Source organism: Phyllobacterium bourgognense, from assembly GCF_003337575.1.
In the GTDB taxonomy this organism is placed as follows: domain Bacteria; phylum Pseudomonadota; class Alphaproteobacteria; order Rhizobiales; family Rhizobiaceae; genus Phyllobacterium; species Phyllobacterium bourgognense.
Genome location: NZ_QPJM01000003.1, coordinates 358,445 through 381,572, shown reverse-complemented (window position 1 = coordinate 381,572; position 23,128 = coordinate 358,445). Strand labels below are relative to the sequence as shown.

The 23,128-nt window shown below is 56.6% G+C and carries 19 protein-coding genes and 4 tRNA genes; 2 read left to right on the top strand and 21 right to left on the bottom strand.

All coding sequences use genetic code 11. The features are described 5' to 3' along the window. Positions 1-80: 80 nt before the first annotated feature. From rpoB to C7476_RS08220, 12 genes are all read right to left on the bottom strand, one after another. Entirely contained in the window at positions 81-4,238 is a 4,158-nt protein-coding gene (gene rpoB, locus C7476_RS08275; RefSeq protein WP_114429376.1) for a DNA-directed RNA polymerase subunit beta, read from the bottom strand. A gap of 185 nt (positions 4,239-4,423) precedes the next feature. Then, positions 4,424-4,801 (bottom strand): 50S ribosomal protein L7/L12, encoded by a 378-nt coding sequence (gene rplL, locus C7476_RS08270; protein ID WP_112531268.1) that lies wholly within the window; start codon positions 4,799-4,801, stop codon positions 4,424-4,426. Between the two features lie 47 nt (positions 4,802-4,848). Further along, entirely contained in the window at positions 4,849-5,367 is a 519-nt protein-coding gene (gene rplJ, locus C7476_RS08265) for a 50S ribosomal protein L10 (protein WP_112531269.1), read from the bottom strand. 345 nt (positions 5,368-5,712) lie between these two features. Then, positions 5,713-6,411, bottom strand: a complete 699-nt coding sequence (gene rplA, locus C7476_RS08260; protein WP_114429375.1) for a 50S ribosomal protein L1 — start codon at positions 6,409-6,411, stop codon at positions 5,713-5,715. Between the two features lie 4 nt (positions 6,412-6,415). Further along, on the bottom strand, positions 6,416-6,844 hold the full coding sequence (rplK, locus tag C7476_RS08255) for a 50S ribosomal protein L11 (protein ID WP_112531271.1): 429 nt from the start codon (positions 6,842-6,844) through the stop codon (positions 6,416-6,418). A 142-nt stretch (positions 6,845-6,986) separates the two neighbouring features. Beyond that, entirely contained in the window at positions 6,987-7,517 is a 531-nt protein-coding gene (nusG, locus tag C7476_RS08250; RefSeq protein WP_112531272.1) for a transcription termination/antitermination protein NusG, read from the bottom strand. A 37-nt stretch (positions 7,518-7,554) separates the two neighbouring features. Continuing rightward, on the bottom strand, positions 7,555-7,755 hold the full coding sequence (gene secE, locus C7476_RS08245; RefSeq protein WP_106716822.1) for a preprotein translocase subunit SecE: 201 nt from the start codon (positions 7,753-7,755) through the stop codon (positions 7,555-7,557). 228 nt (positions 7,756-7,983) lie between these two features. Continuing rightward, positions 7,984-8,059 (bottom strand) — tRNA-Trp (locus C7476_RS08240). A gap of 116 nt (positions 8,060-8,175) precedes the next feature. Next, on the bottom strand, positions 8,176-8,862 hold the full coding sequence (locus tag C7476_RS27825; protein WP_147274635.1) for a COG3904 family protein: 687 nt from the start codon (positions 8,860-8,862) through the stop codon (positions 8,176-8,178). A gap of 690 nt (positions 8,863-9,552) precedes the next feature. Beyond that, positions 9,553-10,728: an elongation factor Tu gene (tuf, locus tag C7476_RS08230; RefSeq protein WP_114429373.1), complete on the bottom strand. Its 1,176-nt coding sequence runs from the start codon at positions 10,726-10,728 to the stop codon at positions 9,553-9,555. 89 nt (positions 10,729-10,817) lie between these two features. Beyond that, positions 10,818-10,891: transfer RNA gene (locus C7476_RS08225), tRNA-Gly, on the bottom strand. Between the two features lie 122 nt (positions 10,892-11,013). After that, positions 11,014-11,098: transfer RNA gene (locus tag C7476_RS08220), tRNA-Tyr, on the bottom strand. Between the two features lie 242 nt (positions 11,099-11,340). Here C7476_RS08220 and rlmB point away from each other — a divergent pair. Then, positions 11,341-12,204, top strand: a complete 864-nt coding sequence (gene rlmB / locus C7476_RS08215; RefSeq protein WP_114429372.1) for a 23S rRNA (guanosine(2251)-2'-O)-methyltransferase RlmB — start codon at positions 11,341-11,343, stop codon at positions 12,202-12,204. A 90-nt stretch (positions 12,205-12,294) separates the two neighbouring features. Further along, positions 12,295-12,370, top strand: a tRNA-Thr gene (locus tag C7476_RS08210). A gap of 119 nt (positions 12,371-12,489) precedes the next feature. Here the strand turns inward: C7476_RS08210 and C7476_RS08205 are convergent. From C7476_RS08205 to C7476_RS08160, 9 genes are all read right to left on the bottom strand, one after another. Further along, positions 12,490-14,118: an FGGY-family carbohydrate kinase gene (locus tag C7476_RS08205; RefSeq protein ID WP_114429371.1), complete on the bottom strand. Its 1,629-nt coding sequence runs from the start codon at positions 14,116-14,118 to the stop codon at positions 12,490-12,492. A gap of 2 nt (positions 14,119-14,120) precedes the next feature. After that, a complete protein-coding gene (locus C7476_RS08200) occupies positions 14,121-14,849 on the bottom strand; it encodes an SDR family oxidoreductase (protein WP_114429370.1) in 729 nt (242 codons plus the stop codon). Positions 14,850-14,877: 28 nt separating this feature from the next. Next, positions 14,878-16,137: a sugar ABC transporter permease gene (locus tag C7476_RS08195; RefSeq protein ID WP_114429369.1), complete on the bottom strand. Its 1,260-nt coding sequence runs from the start codon at positions 16,135-16,137 to the stop codon at positions 14,878-14,880. Then, on the bottom strand, positions 16,134-16,955 hold the full coding sequence (locus C7476_RS08190) for an ATP-binding cassette domain-containing protein (protein WP_114429490.1): 822 nt from the start codon (positions 16,953-16,955) through the stop codon (positions 16,134-16,136). Before C7476_RS08190 ends, C7476_RS08195 begins: the two co-directional genes overlap by 4 nt. A 76-nt stretch (positions 16,956-17,031) precedes the next feature. Beyond that, positions 17,032-18,090 carry an ABC transporter substrate-binding protein gene (locus C7476_RS08185; RefSeq protein ID WP_114429368.1) on the bottom strand — a complete coding sequence of 353 codons (1,059 nt, stop codon included), beginning with the start codon at positions 18,088-18,090 and terminating at the stop codon, positions 17,032-17,034. Between the two features lie 183 nt (positions 18,091-18,273). Then, entirely contained in the window at positions 18,274-19,158 is an 885-nt protein-coding gene (locus C7476_RS08180; RefSeq protein WP_114429367.1) for an AraC family transcriptional regulator, read from the bottom strand. Positions 19,159-19,936: 778 nt separating this feature from the next. Next, the gene (locus C7476_RS08170; RefSeq protein WP_245426222.1) at positions 19,937-21,067 is read right to left on the bottom strand and encodes a Gfo/Idh/MocA family protein; all 1,131 of its coding nucleotides are present in this window, start codon (positions 21,065-21,067) and stop codon (positions 19,937-19,939) included. Between the two features lie 164 nt (positions 21,068-21,231). Beyond that, entirely contained in the window at positions 21,232-22,227 is a 996-nt protein-coding gene (locus C7476_RS08165; RefSeq protein ID WP_114429365.1) for a Gfo/Idh/MocA family protein, read from the bottom strand. Continuing rightward, positions 22,224-23,105 carry a sugar phosphate isomerase/epimerase family protein gene (locus C7476_RS08160; RefSeq protein ID WP_114429488.1) on the bottom strand — a complete coding sequence of 294 codons (882 nt, stop codon included), beginning with the start codon at positions 23,103-23,105 and terminating at the stop codon, positions 22,224-22,226. Before C7476_RS08160 ends, C7476_RS08165 begins: the two co-directional genes overlap by 4 nt. Positions 23,106-23,128: the final 23 nt, after the last annotated feature.

Sequence of the window (23,128 nt, the reverse complement as noted above, 5' to 3'; positions counted from 1 at the left end):
CCATCTAGATCAAATGCCGCTTCCTCAGCGGCCCGAAAAACTGGTCGGGTGCGCGAACAATGCCGCGCACCCTTCCCTTTTTACTCTGCAGCGTCAGGCAATGCCTGCTGTTGCTGTTCTTGGGCACGAGTATCGTCCAGCTCGACATTGAGACCGAGCGAGCGCATTTCCTTGACGAGAACGTTGAAGCTCTCCGGAATGCCGGCTTCGAAAGTATCGTCGCCACGGACGATTGCTTCGTAAACCTTCGTACGTCCGGCAACGTCGTCGGACTTGACCGTAAGCATTTCCTGCAGCGTGTAAGCCGCACCGTATGCTTCCAGAGCCCAGACCTCCATTTCACCGAAGCGCTGACCGCCGAACTGGGCTTTACCACCCAGAGGCTGCTGCGTAACGAGCGAGTAAGGTCCGATCGAACGAGCGTGGATCTTGTCGTCGACCAAATGGTGCAGCTTCAGCATGTAGATGTAGCCGACGGTCACCTGACGATCGAAAGTCTCACCCGTACGTCCGTCATAAAGCGTCGACTGACCCGAAGAATGCAGGCCCGCTTGTTCCAGCATCACATTGATGTCCGGTTCATGCGCACCGTCAAACACCGGCGTTGCAATCGAAACGCCACGCTTCATCTGTTCGCCAAGACGAATGATGCTCTCATCGTCATAGTTGCGAACCGGCTCGTTGCGGTCATTGTCCGGAATGATCGATTCAATCGTCATTCTCAGCGGAGCAATATCGCCCTGTTCACCCTGTGCGTGCTGTGCCTTGTAGGCTTCGATCAGTTCCCCGATCTTCCTGCCCATTCCGGCGCAAGCCCAGCCCAGATGCGTTTCGAGGATCTGCCCGACATTCATGCGGCTTGGCACGCCAAGCGGGTTGAGCACGATGTCGACATGCGTTCCGTCTTCAAGGAACGGCATATCCTCAACAGCGGCGATACGCGAAACAACGCCCTTGTTGCCGTGACGGCCAGCCATCTTGTCGCCTGGCTGGATCTTGCGCTTCACAGCGACAAAGACCTTGACCATTTTCATGACGCCTGGGGGCATCTCGTCGCCGCGCTGGACCTTTTCGACCTTGTCCATGAAACGCTGCTCGAGCAATTTCTTGGAGTCGTCGTACTGGTTGCGCAGAGCTTCGATTTCGCCCTGGATCTTCTCGTCCTCGACAGCAAACTGCCACCACTGGGAACGCGGGTATTCACCCATGACGTCCTGTGTAACGACAGTGCCCTTCTTGAATGCCTTCGGTCCGGCAACAGCAGACTTGCCATCGAGAACGTCAGCCAGACGGCCATAGACGTTGCGGTCAAGGATCGCCTGTTCGTCGTCGCGGTCCTTGGCCAAACGCTCGATTTCCTCGCGTTCGATCGCCATGGCGCGTTCGTCCTTTTCAACGCCGTGGCGATTGAAAACGCGAACTTCCACAACAGTACCGTAGGTCCCGGGCGGCATGCGCATCGAGGTATCACGTACGTCCGAAGCCTTTTCTCCGAAGATCGCTCGCAGAAGCTTCTCTTCCGGCGTCATCGGGCTTTCGCCCTTCGGTGTGATCTTGCCGACGAGGATATCGCCAGGCTGTACTTCCGCGCCGATATAGACAATGCCGGCTTCGTCCAGGTTCTTCAGCGCTTCTTCCGAAACGTTCGGAATGTCGCGCGTGATTTCTTCCGGTCCGAGCTTCGTGTCGCGGGCCATGACTTCGAACTCCTCGATATGGATCGAGGTGAAGACGTCATCCGAAACGATCTTTTCAGAAAGAAGGATGGAATCTTCGTAGTTGTAGCCATTCCACGGCATGAACGCGACGAGCACGTTGCGGCCAAGCGCCAGATCGCCCAGATCGGTCGAAGGACCATCAGCGATGATGTCACCCTTCTCGATCCGGTCGCCAACACGAACCAGCGGACGCTGATTGATGCAGGTGTTCTGGTTCGAACGCTGGAACTTCATCAGGCGATAGATATCGACGCCCGACTTGCCCGGCACCAGATCTTCCGTCGCACGGATAACGATACGGGTCGCATCGACCTGATCGACGATACCAGTACGGCGAGCACCGATAGCGGCGCCGGAGTCGCGAGCGACGACCGGTTCCATACCCGTTCCAACGAACGGCGCTTCGGCACGAACCAGTGGAACGGCCTGACGCTGCATGTTCGAGCCCATCAGAGCGCGGTTGGCGTCATCGTTTTCCAAGAACGGAATAAGCGCTGCTGCAACCGAAACAAGCTGCTTTGGCGAAACATCCATCAGATCCACGTTTTCACGCGGCGCCATCAGAACTTCACCCGCATGACGGCAGACAACGAATTCATCCGTGAATGCACCGGAAGCATCCAGTTCCACATTGGCCTGGGCCACGTGATACTTGGCTTCTTCCATCGCAGACAGATAAACCACATCATCCGTGACCTTGCCGTCGATGATCTTGCGGTACGGGCTTTCAATAAAGCCGTACTTGTTGACCCGGGCAAAGGTTGCAAGCGAGTTGATCAGACCGATATTCGGGCCTTCCGGCGTTTCAATCGGGCAGATACGGCCGTAATGCGTCGGATGAACGTCGCGGACTTCGAAGCCGGCGCGCTCGCGGGTCAAACCGCCGGGTCCCAATGCCGAAAGACGACGCTTGTGCGTGATCTCGGACAGCGGGTTGGTCTGATCCATGAACTGCGACAACTGCGAGGAACCGAAGAACTCACGAACGGCAGCGGCTGCCGGCTTCGCGTTGATCAGGTCCTGTGGCATGACGGTATCGATTTCGATGGACGACATGCGTTCCTTGATGGCGCGCTCCATGCGGAGCAGACCAACACGGTACTGGTTTTCCATCAATTCGCCGACCGAACGCACACGGCGGTTGCCGAGATTGTCGATGTCGTCGATTTCGCCGCGGCCATCGCGCAGATCAACCAGCATCTTGACGACAGCCAGGATGTCTTCCTTGCGCAGGATACGGACAGTGTCTTCCGCATCGAGATCGAGGCGCATGTTCATCTTGACGCGGCCAACAGCCGAAAGATCGTAGCGCTCACTGTCGAAGAACAACGACTTGAACATTGCTTCGGCGGAGTCGATCGTTGGCGGTTCACCCGGACGCATGACGCGGTAGATGTCGAACAGTGCGTCCTGGCGGTTCTCGTTCTTGTCAACGGCAAGGGTGTTGCGGATATACGGTCCGATATTGACATGATCGATATCGAGAATGTTGATCTCGGAAACGCCCGTGTCGAGCAGAACCTTGAGTGTCTTCTCGTCAAGCTCGTCACCGGCTTCGAGATAAACTTCACCCGTCTCCATATTGACGATATCTTCGGCGAGATAAGTGCCGAGCAGATCGTCTTCTGTCGCCTTGATGAACTTCAAGCCCTTTTCAGCGAGCTGCTTGGCACTGCGTGCCGTCAGCTTCTTGCCTGTTTCGAGAACAACCTCGCCCGTATCGGCATCCACGACGTCCGTGGTAGCCTTGAACCCGCGGAAGCGATCCACGGAGAACGGAATACGCCAGGTATCGCCATCGCGGTTGAATGTGAGCATATTGTAGAACGTCGACAGGATTTCTTCCGAATCCATGCCAAGCGCCATCAACAGTGACGTCGCAGGGATCTTGCGGCGGCGGTCGATACGCGCATAGACGACGTCCTTGGCATCGAATTCGATGTCGAGCCAGGAACCGCGATAAGGGATGACGCGCGCAGCAAACAGCAGCTTGCCGGACGAATGCGTCTTGCCCTTGTCGTGATCGAAGAAGACGCCCGGCGAACGATGCATCTGCGATACGATCACGCGCTCGGTGCCGTTTACAATGAACGTGCCGTTATCGGTCATGAGCGGCATATCGCCCATGTAAACGTCCTGTTCCTTGATGTCCTTGATCGACTTCGCGCCTGTATCCTCATCGATATCGAACACGATGAGGCGCAGCGTCACCTTGAGTGGCGCAGCATATGTCAGATCGCGCTGACGGCATTCGTCAACGTCGAATTTTGGAGCTTCGAACTCGTACTTGACGAATTCGAGCATGGAAGCACCCGAGAAATCCTGGATCGGGAAAACAGACTTGAACACAGCCTGCAGACCTTCATCCAGACGCCCGCCCTTGGGCTCTTCCACCATCAGAAACTGATCGTAGGAAGCTTTCTGAACCTCGATGAGGTTCGGCATCTCTGCGACTTCCGGAATCTTACCGAAAAACTTGCGTACGCGCCTACGACCATTGAAAGAATGGGTCTGAGCCATCGTCGCTCCTCGTCTTTATGCCAGAAACTGGCCTGTTTCTTAAAACCGCTCATGCGGCCCCGTGAACGGGACAAAACCCGTTTCCTGAAAGCAGTGAAATTGCCATCAGGAAAAGGGTTGAGTACCGGGCCCTCCGTGGAGGGTAGCCGGCGGACAGGTTGCCCTGCCCGCCAATAGTGCAAGGTTTACTTGAGTTCGACCTTGGCGCCAGCTGCTTCGAGCTGTGCCTTGATCTTGTCAGATTCTTCCTTGTTAACGCCTTCCTTGACTGCCTTAGGAGCAGCTTCAACGAGGTCCTTGGCTTCCTTGAGGCCGAGACCGGTGATAGCGCGGACTTCCTTGATCACGTTGATCTTGTTAGGTCCGGCTTCGGTCAGAACGACGTCGAATTCAGTCTTCTCTTCAACTGCAGCAGCAACTGCACCACCGCCAGCAGCGGCAGCAGCAGCAACCGGAGCAGCAGCAGAAACGCCCCACTTCTCTTCCAGAAGCTTCGAAAGTTCAGCAGCTTCGAGAACAGTCAGGTTGGACAGGTCATCTACGATCTTTGCGAGATCAGTCATTTTGGTATTCCTTTACAAGGTTCGATATATTGACAGCGAGAACGGCCTTATGCCGCTTCGTCCTTCCGGGCATAGGCGCCAAAAACGCGGGCGAGCTGAGCTGCCGGTGCGTTGACGACCTGAGCAATGCGAGAAGCCGGTGTCTGGATCATACCAACCAGCTTTGCGCGCAACTCGTCGAGCGATGGAAGTGCGGCAAGTGCCTTTACCCCATCCGGGTCGAGAGTTGTTGCTCCCATCGAACCACCGAGGATGACGAGCTTTTCGTTACCCTTGGCAAATTCAATGGCGATCTTTGGTGCCGCTATCGGATCGTTGGAATAAGCAACGAGTGTCTGACCTGTGAACAGGTCAGCGATGCCTTCCGAATCCGTGCCCTGAAGAGCGATCTTGGCAAGGCGGTTCTTCGCGACTTTAACGGTGCCACCAGCATCACGCATCTTCGAGCGAAGATCGCTCAGTTGCGCAACGGTGAGACCGGTATAGTGGGCCACGACAACTGAACCAGAGTCCTTGAAGACCCCATTCAGCCACGCGACGAATTCGCGCTTTTCCGCTTTTTCCACTGTCTCTCTCCATTTGGCAGAAACGCGAGATTGCGTCACTGCCGGGTTGCCTTTTGCTGCAAGACTTCAGTCCGAAGACCGAAACCACACAGCACTTGAGGATCCTGTCCCCCCTGCTTCGCCGAGATCGGCTGCAAGCGAAAGGCAACTACGGTTCGAACCTTGTTCATCGGGCTAAGCCCTCTAAGCAAAGTTTTTCCACGTCTCATGCGGGTTCTGACGAATTAAGGCGAACCACCCGCAATCTCGGACAGGATAACCGGACTTGCATCCGGTTATCCAGGCCCCGAAGGGCCTGGAATTCTTTTCGTTTCAAACAGCTAAGCTTGAAACTTCAATCAACACTTACGCAATGCGCACTGTTGCTGGATCGATCTTTACGCCAGCACCCATCGTCGATGAAATCGCGACGCGCTTGACGTAGTCACCCTTGGCGCCAGCTGGCTTTGCCTTGGTGACGGCATCAGCGAATGCCTTGATGTTCTCTTCCAGCGCCTTGGCATCGAAGGATGCCTTGCCGACGCCGGCGTGAATGATACCGGCCTTCTCGACGCGGAACTCGACTGCACCGCCCTTGGAAGCCTTCACGGCAGCTGCAACATCGGTTGTAACCGTGCCAACCTTCGGGTTCGGCATCATGCCGCGCGGGCCGAGAACCTTACCGAGACGGCCAACGAGAGGCATCATGTCCGGGGTTGCAATGCAACGATCGAAATCGATCTTGCCGCCATTGACGATCTCGAACAGGTCTTCCGCACCAACGATGTCTGCACCTGCGGCCTTGGCTTCATCAGCCTTCGGACCACGAGCAAATACGGCGACGCGAACTGTACGGCCAGTGCCATTCGGCAGATTGACGACACCACGAACCATCTGGTCCGCATGGCGAGGATCAACACCGAGATTCATTGCAACTTCGATCGTCTCGTCGAACTTGGCAACAGCACGCTCCTTGACCATGGCAATCGCCGAGGTCAGGTCATACAGCTTGTTACGGTCAACGCCTTCACGAACTTTCGCTACACGCTTTGATAGTTTTGCCATCGTCTTAGCCCACCACTTCCAGGCCCATCGAACGGGCAGAACCTTCAACCATGCGCATGGCGGCTTCAACGTCCGCTGCGTTCAGGTCTTTCATCTTCGCCTGAGCGATTTCACGCACCTTGTCGCGCGAGATCTTGCCGGCAACGACCTTGCCCGGCTCTTTCGAACCCGACTTCAGGTTTGCGGCCTTCTTGAGAAAGTAAGACACCGGCGGTGTCTTCATCGCAAATGTGAAGGACTTGTCCTGATAATAGGTAATTACGACCGGAATGGGGGAACCCTTTTCCAGTTCCTGCGTGGCCGCATTGAAGGCCTTGCAGAATTCCATGATGTTGATGCCACGCTGACCAAGCGCCGGTCCGATCGGCGGGGACGGTGTTGCCGATCCTGCCGAAACCTGCAGCTTGAGCTGGCCTGCTACTTTCTTAGCCATAACTTCCTGCCTTTAATCAAAGTGCCGGATAACCGGCGGTTGCAGTTTGGTGGTGCGGATCGAAAGCCCGGCTAAAGGCTGCCTTACCTCCCACCATGTTTGCCGCTGACGCAGCAGGCGACTTCAGAGAGCCGCCGATTGATCAGACTTTTTCAACCTGACCAAATTCCAGATCGACCGGCGTGGCGCGGCCAAAAATCGAAACTTCTACCTTGAGGCGCGAACGCTCTTCGTCGACTTCCTGTACAGTGCCGTTGAACGAGGCGAACGGACCATCGGCAACGCGAACACTTTCGCCGATCTCGAACGAGATCGAAGCCTTGGGACGCTCGACACCTTCCTGAACCTGCATCAGGATGCGGTCGGCTTCCTTATCGGAAATCGCAATCGGCTTGTTGTCCGAACCGAGGAACCCCGTCACCTTCGGTGTGTTCTTGATCAGATGATAGGCATCATCCGTCAGATCGGCACGAACCAGGACATAACCCGGAAAGAACTTGCGCTCGGCATCGACCTTGCGGCCACGGCGCACTTCGACCACCTTTTCAGTCGGCACGAGAATCTTCTCAAAAAGATGCGACAGACCCTTCTGTCTTGCCTTTTCTTCGATCGACTCGGCGACCTTCTTTTCAAAGTTCGAATAGGCGTGAACGATATACCAGCGCGCGGTCATTGCTATTTCCCAATCCCGATTTTCTTGTCAGCCTGCGTTAACGACCAAGACCGAGAATCATATCGATTCCGTATGCCATCAACTGATCAGCTGCGAAAAAGAAAATCGCAGCAAAAAACGCCATTACCATCACCATTGCGGTGGAAATGAGCGTTTCGCGACGCGAAGGCCATGTGACCTTTGCGGTTTCAGCGCGCACTTGCTGAAAAAAAGTTATTGGATTCGTTTTGGATGCCATTTACCGCTCGTGCATGTCATGTTGCTGTAAACATGCTGTGCTGCAAACTAAACAACACCATCTGTCCACACCATTGCGGCCCGTAAAGCTGATCGTTCAGCTCCACGCACCGCGTGTCTGTTAAGCCTACATAGAACCGATTCCGGAAAAACACAAGGCCCCCGGATTCGTTTCTTTCCAAACATCTGCCCATTGCACCATCCAATCGTGCACCGGCAGACTATGTGTTGGCAGGGGAGACAGGATTCGAACCTGCGACCTACGGTTTTGGAGACCGCCGCTCTACCAACTGAGCTACTCCCCTATGTTCGGGGCGTACATTCCACAAAGCGGAGAGCTTTTCAAGTCCCAAAGGTATGATCAAGCTGTCATTGACAAACTTCTCGAACTGATCCCACTGCCGAGACGCTCGATAATCGTTTATTTAGTGACGATTGCGCTTAATTCAATACAGTTTGCAGGTTTTGGCTCTTGTGCGCAGGTGCTCGCGCTGGAGAAATCGCCCACATCGCCGGGACCAGTTGTCATTCGAAAATTCAACAACTCGTCATGGTCCAGAATGGAAATATCGCTTGCCGGAATTGAAAGCATTTTAGCGACAATGCCAGCGTCGACACCCATTTCATTGAAGTAAGCGTTGAGTCGTTTGCGATAACCTTTGGATAATTCGGTTGTCTTATACGTTCCGGCCGATCTACGCCCGATGATTCTCGTATCGACGATTTTCTTTTTGCCTTTTACGATCCGGTAGCGTGTCTGATATTTTACCATCGTTTTGGTAACCGTGGTGGTGATTTGGTGGACACCCAGCTCTGCCCACAAACCGACAAAACGTTTGGTGCCGCCGGCAACGATAAATGGGCAAGCTGACATGCAGGCTGCCCAGCCGGGATAGGCGAAGCCGGCATATGCGCCATCCGAATATTTTGGCTTGCACCCTTTCTGGTCAGGATCACATTCATAGAAGCTGGTTTTTCCAACCGCAACGTCGAGCCCCCGCTTTCGGATCAAACGTCCTATTTCCATGGCCGCGTCCACCGCACCGCCATTCGATTCGATCACAATGGGCAATCGCCGCTTGCCCAGCTGTCGCAGGACCTTGCGCAATCTTGAGGGGCTATCCGCTGTAATCGTACCCGAGGCCATTATCCACTCGGGACAGGCTGGTTCGCAGCTTGCGGAAGCGTTCCGCACGATAGCAAATCGCATGGCCTGATCGGCGAGCTTGAAGGGCTTGGGAGCCTTGTCTGGGGTCGAAAGCTTCGCAGGAGCTTGCGGCTCAGAAGGTACAGCACTTTTTGTCGGGAGATCGGGTAGTCGAACCGGCGCATAGGGTACAGAAGAAATCCCATTACTCTTGGGGAGATCCGGAAGCCGGACGGGTGTATAGGGCTCAAAAAGCACCACGCCATTTTTTGGAGGCCGAACCTGCTTGTGGGGACGATTGGTCTCGGAGGGCACGAAGGAACGTCCCAATAGTCCGCCAGGAGTGTAAGGGCGGCTGATATTTCCTGGTGTGGTAAAGCCTGGCTGATCCTCCGCCATGGCAGCAAGCGCCGGCACCGTCGCAATGTACTGCAGAACAGGGATCATCAGGAAGACGAGGCAGAAAAACGCGTAGCGATATTTAACGGGTACTATCTGGAACACTCTAACTCCGCAAATATCTGGACTGGCTTTGCGTCAATTAGATACCAGAAGCTGTAACGGAGAGAAGTTAGACTTTGGTGCTAAGGCCAGCATAAAAAAAGGGCGGCCCGATGGACCGCCCTTCCCGATTCTAACGATCAGAAAATCTTATTCGATAATCGAAGAAACAATCCCTGCTCCAACCGTGCGGCCACCTTCACGGATAGCGAAGCGCAGCTTCTCTTCCATGGCGATCGGCACGATCAGCGTCACATCGACTGCGATGTTGTCGCCGGGCATGACCATTTCCGTGCCTTCCGGCAAAGTCACAACACCCGTCACGTCGGTCGTGCGGAAGTAGAACTGCGGACGGTAGTTGGAGAAGAATGGCGTGTGACGGCCACCTTCGTCCTTCGTCAGGATATAGGCTTCTGCCTTGAACTTGGTGTGCGGCTTGACCGAACCTGGCTTGGCAAGGATCTGGCCGCGCTCGACGTCTTCACGGCCAACGCCGCGGATCAGCGCACCGATGTTGTCGCCGGCCTGGCCCTGGTCGAGCAGCTTGCGGAACATCTCGACGCCGGTCACCGTCGTCTTCGTCGTCGGCTTGATGCCGATGATCTCGACTTCTTCACCAACCTTGACGATACCGCGTTCAACGCGGCCCGTTACAACCGTACCACGGCCCGAGATCGAGAAAACGTCTTCGATCGGCATCAGGAACGGCAGGTTGATCGGACGCTCTGGCGTCGGAATGTACTTGTCGACTTCCGCCATCAAGGCACGAACGGCGTCTTCGCCGATTTCCTTGTTGGAATCTTCGAGCGCTGCCAAAGCCGAACCCTTGACGATCGGAATGTCGTCGCCGGGGAAATCGTACTTCGACAGAAGCTCGCGTACTTCGAGCTCGACGAGTTCGAGCAGCTCGGCATCGTCAACCTGGTCGACCTTGTTCAGGAACACGACAATCGCCGGAACGCCAACCTGACGGGCAAGCAGGATGTGCTCGCGGGTCTGCGGCATCGGGCCGTCGGCAGCCGAAACAACCAGGATCGCGCCATCCATCTGCGCCGCGCCGGTGATCATGTTCTTCACATAGTCGGCGTGGCCGGGGCAATCGACGTGCGCATAGTGACGGGCTGGCGTCTCATATTCGACGTGTGCCGTCGAAATGGTGATGCCGCGCGCCTTTTCTTCCGGCGCTGCGTCAATCTGGTCGTACGGCTTGTACTCACCGAAATACTTCGTAATCGCTGCCGTCAACGACGTCTTGCCATGGTCAACGTGACCAATCGTGCCAATGTTGACGTGCGGCTTGTTACGTTCAAACTTGCTCTTAGCCATAACTGTCGTTCTCTCGTCATCACAACCGGTCTAGGGCCGGCACCATGTTTGTAGCTCAGACGAGACAGCGCGCCGTCCGTCAGCAAATCTGGAGCGGGTAGCGGGAATCGAACCCGCATATTCAGCTTGGAAGGCTGCTGCTCTACCACTGAGCTATACCCGCATATCTCGCTGATCTGTGCATCCTTCTGGGCGCGGCAGAATACAGCAATACATAGATAGCGCATAACTGTTCCAAAACCGAATCGGGCTTTGGCCTATGCGCCAGGCGGTCGGTTCCGGCAGTGGTGGAGGAGGTTGGATTCGAACCAACGTAAGCCAAGCTAACGGATTTACAGTCCGTCCCCTTTAACCACTCGGGCACTCCTCCGGTCACTGCCGATGGAACCGCGCCATTTGGCACTCTGCAAACAGCTTTCCGGAAGTCGTATCTGGGCCGCTGCTTGCGGAGGGCCTTATGCCGACTAGCCTCCATGGTGTCAACACTTCCCTGCAGAAAATGAACGGCATGTGGAAATAGACTAAAGAAATATGACGGCGGAGCAGCCAGCACGCGCAAATTCAGCCACAAGCATGTATCGCCCGGGGCCGTGAAAGGTTATATGTCGCGCCATGGCCGATCAAAAACCCACACACACACAAAAAGATTCACACTACGCGACACTGCGTCGCCAGTTCCGCGATCAAAAGGCTGGGGGACCACCGCAGCAGGCCGAACGCGCCTCACGACCAGCTGTCAGCGGCACGCCTGCGCCGGAAGGACTCGTACGGCTTTACGGCCTGCATACGGTGCGTGCAGCGCTGGACAATCCCGCCCGCAAGATCAAGCGGATGCTCGTTACCAAAAACGCGCTGGACCGGCTGGAAATCAACAACACCGACGCCCTGCCCTTCGATGTTGACATCGTCGAGCCTCGCGCCATCGACAGGGAGACCGGCTCGGAGGCAGTGCATCAGGGCGTGATGATCGAAGCTCAACCGCTGAAGCCACAATCGCTGAAGGCGCTGAAGGAAAGTCCGCTGCTACTCATTCTTGATCAGGTAACCGATCCGCACAATGTCGGCGCCATCATGCGCTCGGCCGTCGCCTTCGGTGCCGGTGCCATCATCACCACGGCTCGCCACAGCCCTCAAGAATCGGGTGTTCTGGCCAAAGCCGCTTCGGGCGCCCTCGAACTCATCCCCCATGTCGAGGTACGAAATCTAGCTGACGCCATCGCTGAGCTACATGAAATCGGATTCATCACCATCGGCCTTGATTCGGAAGGCCCGCTGGAGCTGGAAAACACCATGTCCAATGGCCGGATCGCCCTGGTCCTTGGCGCCGAGGGTAAAGGCCTGCGGCAGAAAACACGTGAAACCGTCACGCACCTTGCGCGGCTCGATATGCCCGGTGCGATCAAATCGCTGAATGTATCGAACGCAGCGGCCATTTCGCTTTATGCAGCGCAACGCCTCTTGAGCAGCAAAGATTAGAGGGCGTGAATAACGGGGCCAGGTATTTATTTCTGGCAAATGATATTTTTCATTTTACAGACGGAAGGTTTGTGCTAATCGGACGCCGCTGCCCTTGTAGCTCAGTTGGTAGAGCATCTGATTTGTAATCAGAGGGTCGGGAGTTCGAGTCTCTCCGGGGGCACCATATTCTTTTTGCATAATCCGTTTTTGTTGCCTTTTTCGAAAAATCGTCAAGTTGCATCCTCCTATCAATTTGCCAGAATAAGATCGGATGAGTGTTCGACACCGCTGGAACAGCTCCAATCACATCTGAAGGTCCATTCTTATCTCCCGATCGACCGACTGGAGCCTTTTAAAGATGCTATAGCGTATTTTGTGGACCCTCTTGAGTGTGCCTTGGGCGGGCTCGAAGACGCTCGATATCCTTGACATGGCAGCCATCGCATCGGCCAAGTTCGCGCGATGACCAGAAGCCACCGCAGCCAGCATGGCCGAGCCGAGCAGAACAGGTTCAGGGTTGTCAATTACCGCCACCCGGACACCTGTAGCGTCGGCCAACAACTGCCTGACGAGGTCGCTTTGCGCCGCGCCGCCGCTTGCCATGATCAGATCGATCGGAATTCCATCTTCGCCCAACTTGACCAGAAGCTGTTTGAGCCCGTAGCAGATTCCGCAGAGCCCGGCGATGTACAATGCGACGAGGTCGGGTATTCCCGCATCGAGGCTCAAACCAGCGATCACTGCGCGTGCATCCGGATCGGCGTTTGGCGATCTGTTTCCCAGAAATTCCGGAACGACATGGATCCGATGTGCCAGAGCCACAACATCCTCTTGTTTGCTGCACATTTTGGACGCCTCTGCCTCAAGCCAACCGACAAGCGATGTCCCGGCCGCTTCGGCAAGCTCGATGGCCGATGCCGACGCTGGATGCATTGCCACGAGATGGTCGATCGCGGCACCGGCGGCCGATTGTCCGCCTTCGTTAAGCCAAAGATCGGGAACCATGGCGGAAAAGTATGGGCCCCATACGCCATCTACGAAAACGGGCTCTTGGCTGGAAGCCATGGAACAAGCCGAGGTGCCGAATACGTAGGCAAGGCGGCGACCGATGTCCGAGGTCACCCCCTCTCCAGCCGCCCCCAAAGTCCCGAGGCCGCCGGCATGCGCATCGATCAGAGATGCGGCGACGGCGGTCCCCGGATGCAAGCCCAATTCAACAGCGGCCGTTTCAGTCAAACCGGAGGCCAGCGGTGTACCGGGCTGCACGATTTCAGTCCCAATTCTGGCGAAACGTTCTGCAACCAGCTCCTCCAACCCGATCTTGTTGAAATACTCCGAGTCCCAGCGATTTTCGTGGGCAAGGTAGGTCCATTTGCACGTGACCGTGCAGGTCGAGCGCGTCAACGAGCCGGTTGCCCGCCATGTCAGATAATCGGCGAGGTCGAAAAAATGCCCGGTGGCAGCAAAGGCGTCCGGAAGATTGCGCTTCAACCACAAAAGTTTCGGCGTCTCCATTTCGGGTGAGATTCGTCCACCTACGTAGCTCAGGACTTCGTGCCCGCCGGCGTTGATCTCTTCTGCTTCGCCAGCGGCGCGGTGGTCCATCCAGACAATGATGTTTCGCTTCGGATCGCCTGAACTTCCGACCGCAACCGGGGAGCCATCCGCTGTGACGGCGACGAGCGAACATGTGGCGTCGAATCCCAGACCTCGAATGTCGGCCGTATTCACGCCAGAAGCCGCCACTGCCTCCCTCACGCTCGTGGACACTGCATTCCAGATATCTTCGCTTGATTGCTCGACGACGTCGCCTGCCTCTTGCCAGATGTTGATCGGGCGCTTCGCCACGGCAAGCAGAGTGCCGTTCTCGTCAAAGACCCCCGCGCGAGCGCTGCCCGTTCCGACGTCGACACCGATAAAGTGGGCGGCCATCTTCACAAGTCCGAACTGAAGGGCAGAATGACCAAATCGCGGATGGTGACGTTGCGTGGTCTGGACAACATGAACAGCACTGCCTCCGCCACTTCGCTTGCTTCCATCAGCCCTCCCGCCGCGATCGCATCGTCGAGCTTTTCCTTGGGCCAGTCGCTTATCAAAGCGGTAATTACCGGGCCTGGCGCTACCGCACCCACCCGGATGCCGTGCTTTGCCACTTGGCGTCGAACCGTATGGACGAATGCTTGCACCGCATATTTTGATGCTGTGTAGATCGGTTCGCCTACCACCGGAACCAGACCGGCGATGGAGCTGGTCATGATGATATCGCCGGTTTTGCGCTCCACCATATGAGGCAGCACGGCTTGGACCGAACGGAATGCAGCGTTGATGTTCAGGTTGAGCATTCGGTCCCAGGCGTCCGGGTCTCCATCCACAACTTCCCCGCCTACGTAAGAGCCGGCATTGGCGTGGAAGATATCAAGATGCCCGAACTTCTCCAGGATACGTGGCAGCATTGTCGAAACTTCAGCTGGCTTCGTCAGGTCGACGACCACGGGATGGGCTTGTGGCCCCAGTTCGGAACATAATTTGTCCAACGTGTCCCCTGCCCGATCGACGAGTGCGACATTGACCCCCTCGCGCAGTAAATATTTGGCACATTCGAGGCCGATTCCAGAGGCTGCCCCGGTAATGGCTGCGACCTTTCCTGACAGTTCCTGTTTCATGGCAAACCTTACTTGTTAGAACGTTGCATCAAGCGCGACCGTGGGAAACTCTCGACCGGCGCGCCAAAGAGTCGACGATGACGGCGATTGCGAGGACACCGCCGGTGATCATGTACCGAAGTGAAGATGACAGATCGAGAAGCGTCAGTCCGTTGGCGATGGACTGGATCACGATGATGCCGAGCAGCGCCGAGTAGGCATTGCCCCGTCCGCCGAACAGGCTCGTTCCGCCGATAACAGCCGCTGCTATCGCATTGAGATTGACGTCGCCGGTACCCGCTTGCTGGCTTGCGGACGCCAGGCGGGACGCCGAAAGCACGCCGCCGAGTGCCGCCAACATCGAGCAGAGCACGAAGGCGCTGGCGTAGATGCGCCGGACGTTGATGCCGGCACGGCGAGCAGCCTCGCGGTTTCCGCCAACCGCTGTCATAGAGCGGCCCCACTGTGTCCGCGTCAACGCATAGTTCATCAGCATCACCAGTCCCACGAAAAGACCGAACATCCAGGGAATACCGCGATCCTGATTCAGATAGAGAACGATGATCTCCAGCACCAATGTTGTGGCGGCGGCGCGAAGGACAATGCTTCCCAGCGACGGTGCAGATAGATTGGCTTCGCGGCGACGAGAAATCGTGCGAACGCCCGTCCAGAGCATCACCACGCCGGGGACCACAGCCAGGATATGGGCCAAAAGGCGGGGCATCACCAACATCTGCCCGAAATTGACCATGGCTGACCCATACGGCAGGTTGATCGAGCCGGTGGAGCCGAGAATATAAAGCTGCATCCCCAAGACCGCCAGCAAGCCGGAAAGTGTCGCAACAAAGCTCGGCATGCCCAAACGATTGTAGAGAAGCGCATAAAGCGACCCGATGAGGCCCCCGACGGCCACGGCGGCGAGGATGGCCAGCACGACCGGCCACCCCTGGTTGACCCATAGCGTGCCGACAATGGCCGAGGCAAAGCCGCTGATCGATCCGACAGACAGATCGATCTCACCTACCATAAGCACGCACACGATACCCAGTGCGATGACGCCGACTGTGGAGCAGTCGAACAGCAGGTTCACGAGATTGTTGCTCGACAGAAATATCGGATTGAGGCTTGCAAATACGGTCCATATCAACGCCAGCCCGACGACGACCGGGAGCGAACCGAGGTCACCGGACCGCACGCGGTCGATGAAGGCGCGGACGGCACCGCCAATACCCGCTTCGTGCTTCAGGCGCTCGTCGCTGCGATCCAACATTGTGGCTGGGAACGCATTGTCTTTGACGTTGCCGGTCATGGCTGTCCCCCTTCAGAAAGCTGCTGTTCGGCGTGACGCCGGTCTTCCCTTCGCGTGACAGAGTTGTCGACTGCGCCGGTGATTGCACCGACCAGTTCCTGGTTCGTCGCATCAGGATAGAACACGCCATTGTTGCGGCCGAGCCTCAGGACGACGATCCGGTCGGCAACGGCACGGACGTCTTCCATGTTGTGGCTGATCATGATGACGGCGAGGCCGCGATCGCGTACTCTTTCGATCAAGTTCAGTACTTCGGCAGTCTGCGCTACGCCCAGCGCAGCAGTTGGTTCGTCCAGGAGAATAAGTTTCGGTTCGAGCAGTAGCGACCTGGCGATTGCAACGGTTTGGCGCTGCCCCCCGGAGAGCGACGCGATTGGAATGCGGACGCTCGGGATTCGCGCAGAAAGTTCGTTCAGCAGCGTCCAGGACCTGACTTCCATCGCCGTTTCGTCAAGCTGCATCGGTTTAAGCTCGCGCCCCAGAAAAATGTTGGCGACGACGTCCAGGTTCTCGCATAGCGCCAGGTCCTGGAACACCGTGGCGATGCCGAGATTGAGCGCTGCGCTCGGGTCGGTCATCGTGACGGGCTGGCCGCGGAACGTGATCGTTCCGGCTGTCGGTTGATGCACGCCCGCGAGCGTCTTTACCAAGGTTGATTTCCCGGCCCCGTTGTCGCCGACGAGGGCCACGACCTCGCCCGCATGGACATCGAGATCAATGTCGGTAAGAGCCGAAACAGCGCCAAAACTCTTGGAGATGCCCCGCAGGCTAAGCACCATTTCGCCCGCAGGCGTTTTCCGGTCGATGGTTTCGGTCATTCGCGCCATGCCTTCCCTGCTGGACAAAGGAACATCCAGCCGCGCACACCGCGGCCGGAACTTCCACTTCATCAGTTCATCCACCAATGCCCAACTTCTTGCATCCCTCTGCATAGCGATCGACGCAAAGCTGTTCGGCTTTCATGATGTTCTTGTCGATGATCTCCGCTTTCAGGTTCTCGGCTGTAACGACGGCGGGAGTGAACAGCTGCGAGGGGGTATCGTACAAAGTGACGTCCGCCTTTGGCGTCTCGCCTGCCAGCAATTTCACTGCGGCATTGGCTGCTGCCGCCGCGACGATTTCGCTGGGCTTGGAGATCGTGTTGTACTGGTCTCCCGAGATGATCAGCTGGAGCGCTGCAATCGTCGCGTCGTTGCCGGTCACCGGCGGAACCGGATCTACACCAGCTGCCTTCAGAGCTGCTATGGCCCCACCGCCTGTGCCGTCATTCGCGGCGACAATGCCCACGATTTTCTTTCCGAAGCGTGTGACTTGCCCGCTCGTCCATTGCTGCGCCTTTGGCGGAGCCCATTCAGGCGTGTCGTATTCGGCCAGGATTTTATAGCCGCTGTTGTCCAGACCGGCATGAATACCCTTTTTGATCAGTCCCGCCGCAGCGTCGGTCGGGGAGCCGTTGATCTGCAGCACGCCACCGTCTGCAGCAGCCACCCCCTTTGCCTTCAAATGCTCGATCAGTGAATCGGCGATCGCCTTGCCGATGGCTTCATTGTTGAACGAAACGTAGAAGTCGGCCTTTGCGTCCGGAATGGGCCGGTCGTAAGCAATGACCTTGATACCCTGCGCCTGGGCCTGCTTGACCAGCGACGCTGCAGCCGTTGAGTCGACGGGATCGAGGACAATGACTTTCGCGCCTTGCGAGACGACGGAATTAAATTGCTGTTGCTGACGTGAAGCGTCCGCATCGGCGTTCTGATAAATTACCTTGCAGTCAGCGCATAGTTTTTTCATTTCGGCGATGAAACCGGGGGCATCGTGCTCCTCATATCGTGTCGAAGCTTGGTCCGGCATGAGAAAAGCCACTGTAGAGCCGGACTGGGCAAATGCAGATGTTCCCACGAGAAGACCAGCTACTAGCGCGGCGGCACCGGTCATTCCAATTGCGATTTTTGTCATAGAATTTCTCCCTTATCGTTTGATGATGGTCTTTTGCGTTCCCGCTTTCATTCTGAAGCACGTTAAAGCTGGCCATCGGTGATCACTTGCCTTGTGCCATGCCAGCGAACAGGCATAGCAATCCCCCCGGCTCGCAGCTGCGCTCCGTAATTCTCACTGATTTGGTCCTCCCTTTTCCTCCTCCTATGCGGCCTCCGCCGCTCTGACGTTCTGTGCCAACAATGTTTTAAAGCGCGAAGGGGCCATCCCCTTTTGCGCCAGGAAATGGCGATTGAAGTTGGAAATATTGTTGAAGCCAGCTGCGAAACAGATGTCAGTAATGGTCATCGCGGGCTCGCTCATCAGCAGATGGCACGCGAAATTAATGCGCAGCCGATTGACGTACTGGACCAGCGCCATACCCGTGTGGCGGCGAAAACTGCGCGAAAAAGCACTGGCGCTTTGTCCTGTCAGGCCAGCGAGATCCCCTTCGCTGAAGGGCTCAGTCAAGTGGCTATTGATGTACAAGAGAGCCTTGTTGACGCCAGCCGTCATGAATCCAGATGGATCGGGCATGTATCGCGAGCTTGCCAGTGAACGCGTTCCCTCTCCGGAACTCATTGCATTCAACACTCCGATAAAAAGTTCAATGCGCCGCAAGCCTTTGGCTGCTACTAGTTCCTTCAGCATCGGTCCAACCGTGTCGGCCGTCGCTGCGGAAAACAGCGCTCCACGCCGACTGAGCTCTAACATGGGCAGGCACGCCGTAAGCTCGGGAAATACGTTGGTGGCGTCAGTTATGAACGCCTCGTTGAATTGCACCACCCTGCCCCGCAAAGGTATGCAGGTGCCGGCAGGAATGTTGCTTACCCAGTTATGCGGCAAATTGGGGCCCGTGAGAACCAGATTGCCCGGTTCGAACTCCCCGATGAAGTCGCCTACGAAATATCGCCCGCTTGTCGCGACGACGTGATGTATTTCGTATTCCGGATGAAAGTGCCAGCGCACTGTGTGGAAAGGATAGCCGTGCTCCCAAGCCTTGAACGACTCGCCGCGGCCGATCTGGACTACTTCCAAATCTGGATTCACCTGAATCTCCTCCCTGCGCCCTTCAATCTTGTGGTGCTCCTATTGGGACGCCTCCTCCCAGAAGCGTTTGCACAAGCAACTTGAAATCTAGTCGTCATATGGCCCGAAGGCTACTACAGTAGCGCCACGTCACTGATACTTTTTTGACATTTTGCATCGGAAGAAGCGCCATTTCGCACATGCGAACATGCCATCAAGCCAAGGGCGCTGCCGTAGTGCACTCCCTTTGGGGCAGTCGGTTTCCGTTGCAAAAAAGCTAACTGTTATTGTAATTTAAGCGCGACCCTCAGCGCCGCAACGGTGCCCACTCTCTCCACCAACTTATAGCAGGACAGCTCAGGTTCGCTCGTCTGCACAGGATGTTGGTTGGATAAAGACGCCTCCGTCGCCTGAAATCAGCGCGCGGAAGACGCCACGACCGGCGGAAGGTTCCGAATCATGCATCAGCAGCGCGTTTTCCTCGGCAAGTACGAGGCACGCACGATGCCTCATGAGCTTCAGCGAGTGACTCAAGCCAGGCTCCCACCTCTACAGGAATTTTTTCTTTTTCGTTTGCCCAAGCTTCAACCAACGAGATGTCACATCCGAGCACCTCGGCAATCTGGGTCGGCGTCCAGTGCACGCATTGGAGTGCCTCTACAAAGCGTTGCGGCGTCATTGCGCCATTCTACTCAAAACAATGAAAGTTTCAAATTGCCCACAAGGTCGACCTTATCGGACCACCGAGGAGAACCGTTCTCAACCGCAATCGTTGAGGCGCGATGCGCCGAAGGATTTCTCATATGGGTTGGTTATTGGTAGGGTCAGCGCGGATGATTTTTGCGATCAGTCTTTGCGTGGCCAGCGCCTCTTCGCCGGTGACCAGAGGATCGCGGCTCTCGGCAACAGCCGTCAAAAAGTCGGCAATGAGGGAGCGGTGTGCATCATGCGGAAAATCCATGATGTTGCCGCCGCTACCGGACTTGCCTTCGGATTCGACGATCTCTTCACGGCCATCAAGCCAAGAAAGTCGTAATGCACCGCCGGACAAATAAGCGGAACCGAGTGAACCAGTGATCTCCAAGGTCTCCGGAAAGCCCGGAAACGCAGCCGTGGTGGCAAGCAGCGAGGCCGGTGCGGCGTTGCCGAGAGTCATCAATGCCGTCACGTGATCTTCCGCTTCCATCCGGTGAAGCGAAGTGGTGCGGATTTGAGATGCAATGACCTCTTTCACGTCAAGAAGCGAACGAAATAAATCGAGCGCGTGGATTGCTTGTGACAAGAGAACGCCGCCGCCATCTCGGGCGAAGCTACCTCGTCCACCGACATCATAATAGGTCTGCGGCCGCCACCAAGGGACCCGCAACGACGCCGCCTCAATTGCTCCGAGACTGTTGTCTTCAAGCGCTTCGCGCAGGCGCAGACTCGCCGGGCGAAACCGATGCTGCAGCACCACACCGAATGTCCTGTCGTTTTCGCGGCCAAGCGTGACAATCCGCTCAGCCCGTTTCAACGTTATATCGAGCGGCTTTTCCAGAAGCACGTGCTTGCCAGCAGCAAAGCTCTTTTCAGCGATTTCCAGATGCGCATTGGCCGGCGTCAGCACCAGCACGATATCGACGGCAGGATCATTGATAGCCGCATCGATACTGTTTGTCACCGGAAACGGGAAGGACCGCGCGAATTCGTTCGTCCGGTCCTTCGTGCGACTGGCGGCCCAGATTACATCCACCCGATCTTTCAAGTCGACAAGACTCTTGGCATGAGGCAGTGCGGCAGGGCCAAGTCCGATAATTGCAAGACCGGGCTTTTTCATGATGGGTTGGTTCCCTCCCCTGACCGCGATATGGACGCTGCGTGTCAGCACCGTCCCACGTTCCTGGGCATCAAGCGCGAGCCTGCTGACCGTAAAAACATGCTGCTGTTTCATCGCTGTTTCGGTGCGATCACGCACATCAGCGAGGAAGCTTTTGAAATAGGTAATTGGTTCCTTGCTCGTATATCAGGGCTACGGTTCAGCTACAACCGCAGTGATCAGACGTCCCTTTACAGGGAAGGCATCTGAGCCGAGACCAATTGCAGCACTCCACGTTTCTATAAGGCGAGCTCCCGTCGCAACGTCTCCAGCCGTTCCATGGCTATCACTCCATCATGAATTGTCGGGGCAACAGTCGACGCACCGCCGAGGGCCGGAACCGCATCGGCCAAGAGTGAATAATAACCCTTCGGATCTTCATTTGCCGCTGCCGTAAAATTTGGCTTCCATGTCAGAGTGTCGACATCGTCGGCGAGTGTCGCGTCAGGATCGTCGATTTTGAAGGGCGGATTGCGGTTCCACCGCACCTCAATCACGTCATCCACCTCGAGACGCTGGTGGTCACTCATCAACTCGATGCGTTCGACCGGCGTGCCCCGCGACTGGATCGTACCCATCGCGATATTTCCAATGGCGCCGCACTCGAACTCGAACCCGACGTGGAAAAGAAGCCTGCCCGGTGTTTTTTCCACCTTTCGCGCTGAAATGGTTCGCACCGGCGACACGAAGAATGACACTAGATCCATATAGTGCACGCAGTGATGCAGGAAAAAGCCGGTGTAATCGACATTGCCGGTAAAATAACCCGGCGCCGTCATGTAGTAGCCGGTAAGGCCAAGCACCGGGCCGAACCGCTCGGACTTGATGATGTTATGGGCAATCTTGTTGCCGACCGAATAACGTTTCATGAAACCGACGAGCAACGGCTTTCCAGCGCGCTCGGACGCAGCACGAAGCTCGCGCGCGCCAGCCGCTGTTCCTGACGGGGGTTTTTCCATAAACACAGGCAGACCCCGATCGAGCGCAAGCTTGCCGAAATACAGATGCTGGTCCGGTCCCACGGCCATGCCGATGGCATCGATACCGGGCATGCGGATCAACTCCTCGGCGTCGCTGGTCAGGCGCGCAACGCCAAACTGCCGGCCGGCATCGCCTAGACGCTTGCCATCGATATCGCAGAGCGCGACGATTTGGACGTCATGGCGGACCAATTGGGGAAGTAGCATCTGGGTTGCGTGAATGCCGCAACCGATCCAGCCGATTTTCAATGTCATCGCCGATATTCCGTCAGTGTGAGATGGGATTTGATAAGGGCAGCGCTCGCCGCGAGGCGCTCGCTTTCGTCCTCATGCGGTGGACGCCACTGCGCGAATGGAACGCCAAAACGATCGTCATTGCGGCGGAAAGGCTCAAGCGATACCGGCCCCTTGTAGTTCACCTCGTGCAGCGCACGACAAACTGCAACCCAGTCCGTCGAACCGGTACCGGGAAAGCCGCGATGATTTTCGTTGGCCTGGAAATGCACGAGATGATCGCCGCCAAGCCGGATGGCCTCGGGGATCGACGCCTCCTCCATGTGCATGTGAAATGTGTCCAGCATCAACTTGACCGCCGGATGGTCCACTGCGTCGAGCAGCTCGATGGCTTGTTGCGTCGTGCACAACACATCGCTTTCGAAACGATTGAGCGGTTCGACGGCGAGCAGAATACCGGCTTTTGCAGCGTGATCGCCCGCTTCCTTCAGACCCGCGACACAGCGGCCCTTACGCGCCAGCCGCTCCTCCTCGGTGACTGGTACTGGCGCACGCCCGGCAAACACCAATGGATTGCCGGTCAGAGGGCCGCCAACAACGGTCGCACCGAGTTCCGCTGCGCAGTCCGCCGTATAGCGCAGGTAGTCGATGCCGGCACGGTGGGCATCTTTCTCGTGTGATGAAAGATTGCGTTGCATATTGACCCGCGCGGCGAGGACGACGCCAAGTCCTGCATCGTCCAATGCACACCGCGCTTCGGCAAGGTCGATTTCGCCGGGTTCGGGCACCAGCAGTTCGACGAAGTCAAAGCCAAGCTCGCGCATTTTCTTGAAGAGATGGAAATGCTCGGCAGTGAATGGCCTTGCATATTGCATCGAGATCAATCCGATGGGATTCATCATGGGTCCTTCTTTGATATTAA

Bases quoted from the DNA above. Each gene is read 5' to 3' on its own strand.
- rplK (WP_112531271.1), bottom strand. From the start codon at position 6,844: ATGGCTAAGAAAGTAGCAGGCCAGCTCAAGCTGCAGGTTTCGGCAGGA.
- C7476_RS08185 (WP_114429368.1), bottom strand. From the start codon at position 18,090: ATGACAAAAATCGCAATTGGAATGACCGGTGCCGCCGCGCTAGTAGCT.
- C7476_RS08200 (WP_114429370.1), bottom strand. From the start codon at position 14,849: ATGAAACAGGAACTGTCAGGAAAGGTCGCAGCCATTACCGGGGCAGCC.
- secE (WP_106716822.1), bottom strand. From the start codon at position 7,755: ATGGCATCCAAAACGAATCCAATAACTTTTTTTCAGCAAGTGCGCGCT.
- rplA (WP_114429375.1), bottom strand. From the start codon at position 6,411: ATGGCAAAACTATCAAAGCGTGTAGCGAAAGTTCGTGAAGGCGTTGAC.
- C7476_RS08205 (WP_114429371.1), bottom strand. From the start codon at position 14,118: ATGGCCGCCCACTTTATCGGTGTCGACGTCGGAACGGGCAGCGCTCGC.
- rpoB (WP_114429376.1), bottom strand. From the start codon at position 4,238: ATGGCTCAGACCCATTCTTTCAATGGTCGTAGGCGCGTACGCAAGTTT.
- nusG (WP_112531272.1), bottom strand. From the start codon at position 7,517: ATGACCGCGCGCTGGTATATCGTTCACGCCTATTCGAACTTTGAAAAG.
- rplL (WP_112531268.1), bottom strand. From the start codon at position 4,801: ATGACTGATCTCGCAAAGATCGTAGATGACCTGTCCAACCTGACTGTT.
- C7476_RS08165 (WP_114429365.1), bottom strand. From the start codon at position 22,227: ATGACATTGAAAATCGGCTGGATCGGTTGCGGCATTCACGCAACCCAG.
- C7476_RS08170 (WP_245426222.1), bottom strand. From the start codon at position 21,067: ATGAAACAGCAGCATGTTTTTACGGTCAGCAGGCTCGCGCTTGATGCC.
- C7476_RS08190 (WP_114429490.1), bottom strand. From the start codon at position 16,955: ATGACCGAAACCATCGACCGGAAAACGCCTGCGGGCGAAATGGTGCTT.
- tuf (WP_114429373.1), bottom strand. From the start codon at position 10,728: ATGGCTAAGAGCAAGTTTGAACGTAACAAGCCGCACGTCAACATTGGC.
- C7476_RS08160 (WP_114429488.1), bottom strand. From the start codon at position 23,105: ATGAATCCCATCGGATTGATCTCGATGCAATATGCAAGGCCATTCACT.
- rlmB (WP_114429372.1), top strand. From the start codon at position 11,341: ATGGCCGATCAAAAACCCACACACACACAAAAAGATTCACACTACGCG.
- C7476_RS08195 (WP_114429369.1), bottom strand. From the start codon at position 16,137: ATGACCGGCAACGTCAAAGACAATGCGTTCCCAGCCACAATGTTGGAT.